Source organism: Streptomyces sp. YS-3 (assembly GCF_045257485.1).
In the GTDB taxonomy this organism is placed as follows: Bacteria; Actinomycetota; Actinomycetes; order Streptomycetales; family Streptomycetaceae; genus Streptomyces.
The window spans coordinates 1-12,401 of sequence record NZ_JBJHPC010000014.1; the positions used below are offsets into that span (position 1 = coordinate 1).

The 12,401-nt window shown below is 71.3% G+C and carries 11 protein-coding genes; 1 reads left to right on the plus strand and 10 read right to left on the minus strand.

Features of this window, described 5'->3' with window-relative positions:
* The 9 genes from ACJA3G_RS02680 to ACJA3G_RS02720 all read right to left on the minus strand — a co-directional run.
* A partial coding sequence (locus ACJA3G_RS02680; protein ID WP_406551214.1) for an MFS transporter occupies positions 1-916 on the minus strand: 916 nt, incomplete at its 3' end.
* Complete coding sequence (locus ACJA3G_RS02685; protein ID WP_406551215.1) at positions 909-2,156, minus strand: acetyl-CoA carboxylase biotin carboxylase subunit family protein; 1,248 nt, start codon at positions 2,154-2,156, stop codon at positions 909-911. The genes ACJA3G_RS02685 and ACJA3G_RS02680, both read right to left, overlap by 8 nt.
* Positions 2,153-3,784: a class I tRNA ligase family protein gene (locus ACJA3G_RS02690; RefSeq protein WP_406551216.1), complete on the minus strand. Its 1,632-nt coding sequence runs from the start codon at positions 3,782-3,784 to the stop codon at positions 2,153-2,155. The genes ACJA3G_RS02685 and ACJA3G_RS02690 overlap by 4 nt, the downstream gene beginning before the upstream one ends.
* Positions 3,781-4,884 (minus strand): NAD(P)/FAD-dependent oxidoreductase, encoded by a 1,104-nt coding sequence (locus tag ACJA3G_RS02695; protein ID WP_406551217.1) that lies wholly within the window; start codon positions 4,882-4,884, stop codon positions 3,781-3,783. The genes ACJA3G_RS02690 and ACJA3G_RS02695 overlap by 4 nt, the downstream gene beginning before the upstream one ends.
* Positions 4,877-5,254: a cupin domain-containing protein gene (locus ACJA3G_RS02700; protein WP_406551218.1), complete on the minus strand. Its 378-nt coding sequence runs from the start codon at positions 5,252-5,254 to the stop codon at positions 4,877-4,879. The genes ACJA3G_RS02695 and ACJA3G_RS02700 overlap by 8 nt, the downstream gene beginning before the upstream one ends.
* Positions 5,251-6,480: a lysine N(6)-hydroxylase/L-ornithine N(5)-oxygenase family protein gene (locus ACJA3G_RS02705; RefSeq protein WP_406551219.1), complete on the minus strand. Its 1,230-nt coding sequence runs from the start codon at positions 6,478-6,480 to the stop codon at positions 5,251-5,253. The genes ACJA3G_RS02700 and ACJA3G_RS02705 overlap by 4 nt, the downstream gene beginning before the upstream one ends.
* Positions 6,481-6,496: 16 nt before the next feature.
* Positions 6,497-7,720 carry an ATP-grasp domain-containing protein gene (locus ACJA3G_RS02710; protein ID WP_406551220.1) on the minus strand — a complete coding sequence of 408 codons (1,224 nt, stop codon included), beginning with the start codon at positions 7,718-7,720 and terminating at the stop codon, positions 6,497-6,499.
* Between the two features lie 569 nt (positions 7,721-8,289).
* Positions 8,290-8,814: an AAA family ATPase gene (locus tag ACJA3G_RS02715; protein ID WP_406551221.1), complete on the minus strand. Its 525-nt coding sequence runs from the start codon at positions 8,812-8,814 to the stop codon at positions 8,290-8,292.
* Positions 8,815-8,950: 136 nt separating this feature from the next.
* Complete coding sequence (locus ACJA3G_RS02720; RefSeq protein WP_406551222.1) at positions 8,951-9,805, minus strand: helix-turn-helix transcriptional regulator; 855 nt, start codon at positions 9,803-9,805, stop codon at positions 8,951-8,953.
* A gap of 138 nt (positions 9,806-9,943) precedes the next feature.
* On the opposite strand from ACJA3G_RS02720, the gene ACJA3G_RS02725 reads away from it, so the two are divergent.
* On the plus strand, positions 9,944-10,723 hold the full coding sequence (locus tag ACJA3G_RS02725; protein WP_406551223.1) for an NAD(P)H-dependent oxidoreductase: 780 nt from the start codon (positions 9,944-9,946) through the stop codon (positions 10,721-10,723).
* 122 nt (positions 10,724-10,845) lie between these two features.
* Here the strand turns inward: ACJA3G_RS02725 and ACJA3G_RS02730 are convergent, their stop codons facing one another.
* Positions 10,846-12,318, minus strand: coding sequence for an MFS transporter (locus ACJA3G_RS02730; RefSeq protein WP_406551224.1), 1,473 nt, complete (start codon positions 12,316-12,318; stop codon positions 10,846-10,848).
* Positions 12,319-12,401 lie beyond the last annotated feature (83 nt).

Here is a 12,401-nt window from a genome sequence, read left to right on the forward strand (position 1 = left end):
GCGCCCACCCCGCCCAGCGCAGCATACGTGCCGCTCCCACCGGGGTGCCGGCACCCCTGCTGACCGTGACCTGGAACAGCAGCACCAGGACGGTGTCCAGGATCAGCAGCCCCGACACCAGCAGCGCGGGCGCGTCGGTGCCGGTGACGATCCACAGCGGCAGACCGACCGTCAGCAGCGGGTGGTACAGCTCCAGAGCGCCGCACACCAGCGCGACCGCCACATAGCGCACGTCCCGCAGCGCGGCGCTGCGCAGCACCCCGCCCGGCGCATCGGCGGCAGCGGCGGCCCGGGGCCCGGGGCCCGCGGACAGCCGCATCCCCAGCAGCACGGCGACGGAGACCAACTGCAGCGCGGCGTTGGCCAGGACCGTGGCGTACAGGGCGGTCGACGTGCCGGCCGCGATGGCGGCTCCGGCCAGCGCGGCGCCGCCGAGGAAGCCCAGGTTGAACAGGCTGCGCATTTGCGCGCTCACCCTGACCCGCTCCCCCTCGCCCACCAGCGCGTCGGTGAGCGACGCCTGGAGCGCGCCCGCCGAGGTCTCCAGGACCGCGATGGCGCAGGCGACCGCGAGGAACGCGGCGAAGCCGTCGACCAGGCAGTACGCGGTGAAGCCGACGGCCGCGAGGAGGAAGTTGACGGTGAGCACCCGGCCCGCGCCGAGCCGGTCCGCGAGTCGGCCGATGGGCACGGTGCAGACCAGACCGCAGAGCCCGGCGACCGACAGGGCCAGGCCCACGCGCTGGGCGGGGATGCCGATGGTCCGGGTGAAGAACACGGCGCTGGAGGTGAGGAACACCCCGAGCCCCAGGGACTGGATGAGCGTGAGGACGCCCAGTCTGCGCGCGTTCCCGGCGGCCGGGAGGATCTCTTGGAACCAGGCCTGCAGCACGCCGTACCGGCGTGCCTCAGCCATGCGCCTCAGCTGCCTCGGCCCGCTCGGTCCGCAGCCCGTACACCTCCATCGCGGTGTGCACGGCGGCGCGCACCCCGGCGGCGCTCCGCCCTCGGAACCGGAAGATCCCACAGCCCTCGTCATAGCTGCCGGGCCCGGTCATGATCTGGCCGATCTCGGGCAGCTCCTCGTGGTAGACCTCGGGGACGGCCGACGCGGGCGAGGTGCGCGCGAGGACCCGTCCGGGCAGCTCGCGCGGCGTGGGATAGATGAGCCAGCCGCCGGCCGGCGGCTCGACCGGTTCGAACGGCTGCCACAGCGGGGGCAGGCCCAGGGCCGCCCGGAACGCCTCGGCGAACAGGTCGATGCCGTAGAGGTCGACGTGCAGGAACGGCACCTGCGCACCGCCCGGTCGCAGCCCGACCTCCAGGAACACCAGCTCGCCGCCCGGACGCCGGATCGCCTCCAGGTGGAACGCGCCGTCGCGCAGCCCGAGCGCCCGCAGACAGCGGTCGGCGAACGTGGTGAGCTCATCGCGCTCGGGGCCCGGGTCGAGCAGGACCGAGCCGAGCGGGCGGCCGTGGGCGTAGTCCAGGCAGGTGTGGACGTACTGGGAAGCGGTGACGAAGTGGAGGCGGCCGGAGCGGCGGACGCCGTCGACGTGGAAGATGTCCCCGTCGACGTACTCCTCGCACTCGTACGCCTCGGGGTCTATGCCCTGGAGCGCGTCGCGCAGTTCGCCGGCGCTGTGGACGACCGTGACTCCGTGGGAGCCCGCCGCCGCGCGCGGCTTGAGGACCAGGGGCAGACCGCCGAGGGCGTCGACGACCGCCTCCGCCGAGGGCGCGTCGTCAAGGCTGCGGAACCGGGGCACCCGCAGTCCGGCCGCGCCGACCGCGCTCTTCATGGCGGGCTTGTCCTTGAACCGCTCGACGAGCTCAAGATCGTAGCCGCCGGGGACACCGAGTGCGGCCGAGAGCCGGGCGGCCGTCAGGATGTCGTACTCGGACTGGCCGAAGACGGCCTGGGGCGTGCCGTGCCGGTCCGCGATCTCCCGTACGAGGGGCAGCAGGTCGTCGTGGGCGAGGCTGTCGCGCACATGGACCTCGGTCGCCCCTTCCTGGTCGAGCGCGGGCAGCCCGCCGGGCGTGGTGAGGTACACCATCCGGCAGGGGTGGCCGTCGAGGAAGCGGTGGTATTCGCCGAACTCGTCGCCGGAGCGGTTGAGGACGACGTACAGCGGTGTGGTCCGGTCGGTCACGCGTCCGCTCCCGGTCGCAGGGTGTCGGGCAGGCAGGCGTCGAGATCGGCGGCGCTGACCCGGCCGAAGCCGGGCGCGGGCCGGTCCCGGTGGGCCGGGGTCCTGGCGAGGAAGGCCGCCGCGCGAGGCTCTCCGGCGCCGCCGAGGCGCTGCCAGACGAGCTCGGCGAGGTCCGGCATCACCGGGAACGCCAGCAGGGACAGGCCCTTGAGCCACCAGTAGGCACCGTCCTCGGCCGCGTGGGCGACCGCGTCGTCGGCGCACCAGCGGTCGAGTGCCGCGACCGCGCGCCGCGTCGAGACACGGGCGCCGTCGAGCGCCGCGGACTGCTCGGCGAGCAGGGACTCCAGGAGGTCGGCGACGGCCGGGGCGGGCGCCTGCGGCGGCCCCTCGGGCAGTCGGCTCCAGGCGGCGTCGATCCGCTTGCCGAGGTTGTCGGCAAGCGTGGCGTTCGCGGTGTGGAGGAAGTCCGCCGTCTCGAAGCTCGCCGCCCCGGACTCCAGATCGGCCCCGGCGAGGTAGTACCGGACGGTGTCCACGCCGATGGCGGGCGACGCGGCGATGTCCGCCGCCCAGATGGCGTGCCGGGCGCTGGTGGAGAACTTCCGCCCGGCCAGTTGGTAGAAGTGGTTGATCAGGCACCGGTCGTACGGCTTCATGTCGCCGTGCAGCAGGCTGGTGCCGACGATCGACACCAGGGTGGGGATCACGTTGTCGATCCCCAGGGTGGTGATGGTGGTGACCCCGGAGTCCGGGTCGAAGGCGTTCACGCCGGTGCCGGAGAGCCGGCCGTGGACGGCGCCGGCGAGGCGCGCGAACATGAAGATCCCGGCGTACGGGAAGAGGGCGCGCGGCACATCCGGCTCGGCCGGGGGCAGCGGAAGCCCCCACCTCTGCGGGGCGCTCAGCCGTACGGTCAGGCCGTCGCGCTCCAGGAAGCGCGCCACGGTGGCCCGGTAGCGGTCGTCGACGCCAAGGTCCACGAGCGTGCTGTCCAGGAGGTCGCGGTCCGGCAGCCGCAGGAAGAGGCTGGAGATCTCCCGCCAGGTCAGCGGCCCCTCGTCGAGCAGGGGGCGCGGCTCGACGACCGACTCGGGCAGGAAGTGCGCACTGCACTCCTCGCAGAAGTAACTGGCGATGCCCGCACCGCACTCGGGGCAGCGGCCCTGGAGCCAGCCGCCCACCACCCAGCGGTCCGACGCCGTGCAGTGGGGGACGCGCTCAGTGCGCGTGAGCACCGCGCCCCGGGCCGTCAGCCGCTCGATCGAGGCGGCGACCTCCTGCTCGAACTGCTCCCGCCAGGGCTGCTGGTCGGGGACGATGAACGCGTCGACGCCGATGCGCAGCGCGGCCAGGTCGTCCTGAATGCGCTGTCCGTAGCGGGCGGCGACCTCGCCGGGTGTGGAGTCCTCGGCGTGCGCCCTGAGCGTCACGTACGACTCGTACACATCGCTGCCGGTGATCACCAACGGCAGGTCGCCCCGGACCCGCAGATGCCTTGCGATCATGTCCGACCACAGGAAGGGGCCGCCGATGTGGCCCAGGTGCAGGGGGCCGTTGGGCGTGGCCTCGGGCGGCACCAGGAGGTAGTGCCGCGGGGTGTGCGTGTCCCCGGTCAGCAGGCTCATGTTCGCGTTCTCCCGTCGAGCAGGTTCAGTGCGTCCTCGGCCATGGCCGGGGCAAGTCGGTAACCGGAGCCGGAGCCGCCGATGGCCATGACGACGTCGTCGCCGCCGACGGTGTCGACGACCGGCAGATGGCCAGGGGTGAAGCAGTCGCTGAAGACCCGGCCGCCGAGCAGATGCGGCAGGAATCCCGGCACGTGCCGGGCGAGCAGGGCTCGGGCGAGTTCCCGGTCGCGGGCGTCGATGGCGAGCGGTTCGTCGGGGCCGCGGTCCCAGTCCGGCGAGGTGATGCTGAAGATCCAGTGGCCGCCGGGGCGGTGGGGCAGCAGGAAGGCGTCGGCGTCCTCCAGGACGAGTGCCGGGGCGCCCGGCGGGGGCGGCGTCATGATGTGGAACGCCACCACCTTCTTGACCCGGGCCCCGCGCTCGCGGGCCGCCGAGGCCACCGGGCCGTCGAGGACCCAGGGGCCGGGCGCGAGGACCGCCTTGGCGGCGGTGATCCGGCTGCCGTCGGCGGCGACCAGTTCGACGCGCCCGCCCGTACGGCGTACGTCGGTGACCCGGAAGCCTTCCAGGAGGGTGTTGTCCGGGCGGCCGAGGACCTCGTCGAGAAGCCGGTCGGTGAGCCACTGCGGCTGACCCGCCATCATGGGGGCGCTGGCCAACAGGACTTCGTCGCCGCCATAGGCGAGCCCGGGGAACGTCCGGTCCAGCAAGGCCCGCTCCTCCGCGGTGACCGGGCGGGTGCAGCCGCCGTCGGCCATGGTCGCGTCGAGCGCGGCCGTGTTCTCGCGCGCCACCAGCCAGCGGACGTCGACCGGCGCGCGTCCGGCGTCCCCGAGTTCGGCGGCGAGCTCGTCGAAGAGCGCGGTGCTGCGGGCGGCCAGGGCGCGCTGGGCCGGGTTGTGCCCCGTGGGCGTATCGAACCCGGCCGAGAGACGGGTCGCGCCCGCCCCCCGTCCGGCATGCGTGATCACGGCGACGCGGCGGCCCGGGTCCCGTCGCACGGCGTAGTACGCGGTGAGGGCGCCGACCGCGCCCGCGCCGACGACGGCGAGGTCGTAGTGCGGCGCCTCACCGGTCCCGGTGGTGCGCTCACTCATCGGGCGCCGACCACCAGAAGGAGTAGATGACCAGCTCCTCGCCCTGGTCGGCGAACATCTCGTGGACGGCCTGCGAGGCGAAACCCACCAGGGAACCGGGCCCGACGAGCGACCGTTCGCCGTCCACCTCCAGGGTGCCGGATCCGGCGTGGACCAACCAGATCTCCTGGACCGCGTGCTGGTCGGGCGAGCTGGTCCCGCCCGGCGGCACCGTGAAGCGGGCCGCCTTGAACGGCACGCCGGGGAAGACCGAGCGGGCGAAGTCCGCCTCGGCGACAATCACCCCGTCGGGTTCCACCTCGGTCGGACCGAAGGGGACCAAGGCGCCGACCGCCTCGGGCTGGAACTGCGCGACCTGGCGAGCGGTCATACCGGATACCTCGTCTCACCGAGCATGCTGTTGAGGATGACCGCGCTGCGCCAGGCGAGCAGGCTGAGATTGGGATCGGCGACGCCCCAGGCGTGCCGGGCGCCGTTCTGGAGATAGATCCGGTTCTCCGCAGGACCGTCCCAGGCGACCGAGAAGTCGTCGCCGACGACGAGCATCCCGTCGTCCCGCCGCAGCCGCGCGTCCAGCGGAGCCATGAAGTCCGGCAGCGCGTAGCCGTATCCGGTGCTCAGGATCACGATGTCGGCGGCGAGCACGGCGGGTGCGTCCGGGCCCGAGGACTCGACGACGAGCTTCCACTCGTCGGGGCCACCCTCGATCGCGGTGACCGCGCTGTCCGCCAGGAAGCGCAGCCTGCCCGGGTTGTTCTCGATGAACTCGTCGCGGTAGCTCAACCGGTAGATGTCCTGGAGGACTTGGAGGTCGATGCCGTCGCTGGTGTACTTCTGCCGCTCCAGGAGCCGCGCCTTGTGGTCGGCGGGCAGCGCGTGGAAGCGGCGTACGTAGTCGGGCGTGTAAAGGTCATTGGCGAACGGCGAGTCGTCCATCGGCAGGAACGACGAGCGCCGGCTCACCCAGGTGACGCTCTCGGGCGCCCCGCCGGACGCCACGTGGCGCACGATCTCCGCGCCGCTCTGGCCGCCGCCGACCACGACGACCCGCCGCCCGGTCACCTCGGGGGCCCGCAGCAGGAACTCCCCGGAGTGGAAGACGGTGGGCCCGAGGAAGGGGCGGAACGGCTCGGGGACGGACGGGGTGAGCCCAGTACCCAGCACGAGATGACGCGCCGTCACTTCGCGTTCGCCGGTGCGGAGGTGGAAGGCCCCCTCGCGGAAGTCCACGCTGGATACGTCCGCCCCGAACGTCAGGCTCGGCAGCCGGCCGGCGACCCACTGGAGGTACTGGTTGAACTCGGCACGCAGGACCGCCGGGAAGTCCGCGGCCAGGAACCGGTAGAGCCGGCCCTCACTGGCGAGGAACGACAGGAACGAGAAGGGACTGGTCGGATCGACCAGCGTCACCAGGTCCTTGAGCAGCGAGACCTGGAGGGTGGCCTCGGGCAGCAGCAGTCCGGGGTGCCAGGAGAAGCTCTCACGGCGTTCCAGGTGGGCGCCGCGCAGCCCTTCGACCGGGTGCGCGAGCGCTGCGAGGCTCATGTTCGCGGGGCCGACGCCGACAGCCGCGTAGTCGAGTATGTGTGTGTTCATGGTGGGATCCGCCGGGTCAGGCCGGGACGACGAGGTCGCCGAGCGCCTGCCAGCGGTCGAGGGCGCCCTGCGGCGAGTCGGCGGTGAACAGGGCGTGGCCGAGGCGCGAGCGGCAGTCCTCGACGCCCGGGATGGTCTCACCCGGCGCGAAGTACACGGCTGTCTCGGTGACTTCGGGCAGCGCCTCCAGCTCCGCCCACCCGTTGAGCTCCCGGTACGAGGAGCGGCCCGCGGCGGAGAAGAAGCGGATGCCGGCGCTCTCCGCCTGCGGCTGCGCGAAGGCGCCGGCTGCCTCCAGGTCGACGCCGAGCGCGGTGGCGACGGCCACCCTGGGCAGGCTGACGCCGGTCACGAGCCGCAGCAGCTCCACGATCCGGTCGCCCGGCAGCCGGGCGCCGATCTCGATGAGCACCGGACCGTCGGCGGCCAGACGCAGTTCGCAGTGGAAGGGACCGCTGGTGATGCCGACGGCGCGGACGACATCACCGACGTACGCCTCGACGCTCTTCAGGGTGGCGTCGTCGACGAGGGCCGGGGTGAGGTGGCCCAGCTCCACGAAGTCGGGCTCGGGGCCGAGCAGCGTGCGGCTGAGGGCGACGACGGTGATCTCGCCGCTGTCCAGGACATAGCCGTCGGCGCTGAACTCGGGGCCCTGGACGTACTCTTCGACGAGTACCCGGTGCTCATGCAGCTTGCCCATGTCGGGCTCCGGGTCGGTCACGAGCCGCTGGAACGCGGCGGTGAGCTGGTCGAGGTCGTCAGCGCGGCTGACGTGGATGCTGCCGGAGCAGGCGACCGGCTTCAGCACACAGGGGAAGCCGACCAGTTCGGCCGCGGCGCGCAGTTCGGCGTCGGTGGTCGCCTGGGCGAAGCGCGGAGTGCGCAGCCCGGCCTCCGCCACGGCGGCCCGCATGACGCTCTTGTCCCGGACCCGGTCGACGGTCGCCACGGGCAGGCCGGGCAGGTCCAGTGCCGCGGCGACGCGCGCGGTCGCGGTCACATAGATGTCGGAGCCCGGCAGCACCGCCTCGAACGGCTCGGCCCGGTGCAGTTCGAGCACGGCCGCTTCGAGGGCGGCCTGGTCGTTGGTCTCCACCGTCAGCACCGAGTCGGCCGCCGCGCGCACGGCGTCGGAGAGCCGGCGGTCGCCGGAGTCGGCGGTGGCGACGACGACCCGCAGTCCCATCTCGGCCGCGACGCCGATCAGGGTGGCGCCCCCGGAGGAGGCGGGTTCGACCACGAGGACGCGGGCAGGACGAAGTGCATCTGTGTGCGGCAAAGCGAAATCCCCCGGGCAGCGCTGTATGGACCGGACACGTGGTCGCGATCCTGATCGTGATCTTTCTATCCGGGCGTCTCGGTCCCGGTCAATGGATCACCGCAAAAATATCTGCGAGAACGAACCGGAGCCGCACATTTTCCGGAACGAGAGCCCTGTCAGCGCCTGTTCGGGTCCTGGAAGAGGCGGAACGCCGTCAGGAAGGTGCGCGGTGGCGGGACGTCCGGCTCGGCTGGTTCCGGCGTCGGCGGGCGGGGCACAGCTGTCGGCGCCGGTTGCTGCCGGTTGCTGCCGGTTGCCGCCGGTGACTGCCGGTCGTCCCGGCGAGGGCTTCGTCCTGCTGCTTCGCGCCAAACGGGAAGGCCAGGACTGCTACGTCCTTCCCCGTGGCGATCGATATCCCGGTGAGCCGCTCGACGCGGGTCAGCGCGGGTATGCCTGGCACGAGTGGGTCGTCAAGTGCATGGGCTGCGTTACGCCCAACGACCCTGCTCTTAGGGCCGAGTCACACCGTGTCGGGCTGAACTCAGTCACACGAACGACGGCCACCGATCGGCCGCCCACTCCCGCCAGTCCGCCCAACCTGGAGGTGGGCCGGGGACGCCGCAGCCTTCCAGCTCCGCCGCGTCGGGCTCCTCGAAGTGGGCCCGCCCGTGCAGGATGTCGGCCTCGGTCATCGGGAACGTCTCCGCCGGGGCGTTCGCCCAGCGGTGGGCAATCCGCCGGCGTTGGGTCTCATCGTTCACCGGCAAATAGACCATACGGAAGCTCGCGCCCTCGACTTCGGCGAGCCACCGGATCGCGGACCGCTCGTCCCGGGACCAACAGCCGTAGTCCACCACCACGTTCGTGCCCAGTCTGACCGCCTCCAAGGCGAGCCAGAGCATGCGCCCCTCCAACACATCGCGCTTCCCGTCCGCCTCTGCCATGCCGAACAGCGGGATCATCCAGTCGTCGGGCGTCAGGCGAAGCGCGCCGTGCTCCTCGGCGAGCTGCCGAGCCTTGGTGGTCTTTCCGGCCCCTGGTAGGCCGACCATCAGAAACAACGTGGTCACACCCAGATCGTGTCAGGGAAGCCGGGCGGACGACCAGCGTTTTATCGACCTGAGCAAGGCCTGAGCCACAGGCGGACTGACGCCGCGGGGACCGTGCCGAGGAAGACGCAGGGGATCTCCTCTTAGCGCCTGGCCGTCACTCGCGGATCTGAGCCTGAGCGTTCATGGTGGGACGCGCGTCCGCGCTCTCCGTGTCCAGGCCCGCGAGAAGGCGCAGCCCGTCCTCGGCGGAGGTGCCGGCAGCCGCTGACAGCACCAGCAGCTCCATGCCTGCTTCGTCGGGCAGTGCGAAGTTCTCCTGGTGCAGTTCCAGCAGTCCGACCAGGGGGTGCCGGTATGTCTTGTGACCATGGGTGCGGGCGCGCACGTCCGCGCGGGCCCAGAGGCGGCGGAAGCGCTCGCTGGCCATCGCCAGCTCGCCGATGAGCGAGGCCAGACGGGGGTCCTCGGGGTGTTTGCCGGCGGCCAGGCGCAGGTGCCCGACCACGTCGAGGGTGCAGTTGTCCCAGTCCGCGTAAAGGCCGCCCTCGGCCTCCTCGAGAAAGAGGTGCCGGGCGATGTTCAGGCCTGGCATCGGCCGGCCGAAGAGGAGCCTGGCGAGGCGGTTCCCGGCGAGCGCGTCCAGGCGGTGGTTCATGATCAGCGCGGGTGCGTCGATGACCAGGTCGAGGACGCGCAGCACCTCGGGCCGGACCCGGCCGCCCGGCGCCTTCGCGCGGGGTCGGCGCTGCCGGGCGAGCCGGTACAGGTGCCCGTGTTCGGTCTCGTCGAGGCCGAGGACGCGGGCGAGAGCGTCGAGAACCTGCTCGGAGGGCTGGGTCGCGCGGCCCTGCTCCAGGCGTACGTAGTAGTCGACGCTGACTCCGGACAGGTGTGCGACCTCTTCGCGGCGCAGCCCTTCGACCCGGCGGCGGCTGTCGGTGGGGATACCGACAGACCCCGGGTCGACTCGGGAACGCCTGGTCCTCAAGAAGCCCGCAAGATCGTCCATGCCCCCAGTATGGCCTCGCTGACGCGCGTGAAGGTGGCCCTGCTGGTACCAGGAAGTCCCGTCCGACGGAAGAGGCGCCCCTGAACGCCCAGCGCCGCGGCGCCCAGGATCGACGGCATCCGATCCGAAGGAGTTGCCATGAAAACGCTGATCGTCTACGCCCACCCGGAGCCGAAGTCGCTGAACAGCTCGCTGAAGGACCTCGCGGTGGCCACGTTGGAGGGTGCTGGCCACGAGGTGCGGGTGAGTGATCTGTACGCGATGAACTGGAAGGCGGTCGTGGACGCCGCGGACTACGGTCCCCACGCCTCAAGCCCGCTGAAGGTCGCCCTGGATTCGGGCCGGGCCTTCGACGCTGGGACGCTCACCCCGGACGTCCTTGCCGAGCAGGACAAGCTGCTGTGGGCCGACACGGTCATCTTCCAGTTCCCGCTGTGGTGGTACGCGATGCCCGCGATCCTCAAGGGCTGGGTGGACCGGGTGTTCACCTACCGCTTCGCGTATGGCGTCGGCGAGCACAGCGACACCAAGTACGGCGAGCGCTTCGGTGAAGGCACCCTCGCGGGCAAGCGGGCTCTGCTCTCGGTGACCGCCGGCGGCCCGGAGTCTCACTACGCCGCTCGCGGGATCAACGGGCCCATCGACGATCTGCTGTTCCCCATCCAGCACGGCATCCTGTATTACCCGGGCATCGACGTGCTGCCGCCGTTCGTGCTGTACGGCACCGACCGGATGACCGTTGAGGAGTACCCGGACGTCGCCAAGGCCTGGGAGCAGCGCCTGCTCACGCTGGAGTCGACGGAACCGATCGCGTTCCGGAAGCAGAACTTCGGTGACTACGAGATCCCCTCCCTTCACCTGAAGGAGGGTCTGGAGCCTGCGGGCCGCACGGGTTTTGGGCTGCACGTGCGCGGCTGACCGCAGACGGCGGAACGGTCATTGGTGAGAGGGGGCAGGGCGTCATCCTGGTGTGCGCCGGGGGGTGTCCCGCTGGACGAGACTCCAGCGGGACGCCCCCGGGCCGAGGCGGTTGCCATTTGTCAACGACTGTTAGCGGAAGCCTCGTTCGAGGTGGTAACTGCAGCTGGATCGGTGGAACGTTGGGGCACCGCAGCGCCACCCACCGGCTTGGACCTCGCCAGCCACAGGCCGGTGAACACGGCGGTGACCAGCGTGATGGCGCCGGCTGCGACGAAGGCGCTGTTGAGTCCGGCCTCGAAGGAGGCGCCGCCGGATTGCCGGGTGCGGACGATGGCTCCGAGTACCGCCACACCGAGCACCGCGCCGATCTGCCGGGTGGTGCTGCTGATGCCCGAGGCGAGGCCGCCTTCCTGCGGGCTGACTGCTTGGATGGCGGCTCCCGTCAATGGGGACAGGGTCAGGGCGAAGCCGATGCCGACGACTCCCAGCCGCCACCACACGTTCCCGTAACCGGTGTCGGCGTGCACCGTGCCGAGCGCCAGCAATCCCCCTCCGGCCAAGGCCAGGCCGATGGTGACCACGATGCGGAAGCCGTACCGGGCGGCGAGCCGACCCGCGTACGGGCTGACGATCACCATGGCGAGGGAGACGGGGAGGGTCTGCAGGCCGGCGCGCAGGATCGAACTGCCCTGGACGTACACGAAGAACTGGGAGAAGAAGAACGACGAACCCATGAGCGCGAACCCCACCACGACCATGGCGGTGTTGGACACGGTGAACAGCCGCTGCCGGAACAGCCGCAGCGGCAGCATCGGAGCGGAACGACGCGCTTCGACCGCGACGAAGGCGGCGAGGAGGAGCGCCGCGGCGGCGAAACTTCCCAGGATCACCGGCGACGTCCAGCCGCGCGCACCACCCTCGATCAGCCCGTACGTCAACGTCCCCACCCCCAGAACGGACAACACCTTCCCCGGGATGTCGATCGCGGGGGCGCTCGGATTGCGAGCCTCTTCAAGGCTGCGCAGACCGACCACCAGAAGAACCACACCTATGGGCAGATTGACCAGGAAGATGGCGGGCCAGCCGAAGGCCTCTGTCAGCACGCCGCCGGCCACGGGGCCTGCGGCCAGACCGAGTCCGCTGAATCCGGCCCACAGGCCGATCGCCTTGACGCGTTCTTGTGGCACGGGATAGGCGGCGGCGAGCAGGGCCAGGGAGGCAGGACTCAGCGCTGCGGCGCCGATGCCCTGCAGCACCCTGCCGGCGACCAGCCAGCCGACCGAGGGCGCGAGGCTGCACAGCACCGACGCGGCGGTGAACACCACCACGCCGGTCAGGTACACCCGTTTGCGGCCGAACCGGTCGGCGAAGATACCGCCGGACAGCAGCAGCATGGCGACCAATAGCACGTACGCGTCGACGATCCATTGCAGACCGGTCAGTTGAGTGTGCAGCCGATGCTGCATATCGGGCAGCGCCGCTCCGACAATCGTGTTGTCGAGCAGGACCATGAACTGACCTAGGCAGGTCACCGTGAGCAGGACGGCCCGGTTTGATCGACTGCCTACGGCCGCCGCATGCGATGCAGCCACGGGGATTCCTCTCAATCGTTCGTCGCACCCGGCCGCGGTCGACGCGGGTGGCGAGACATCCGAGCGCTCTAAAGCAGTCGGCG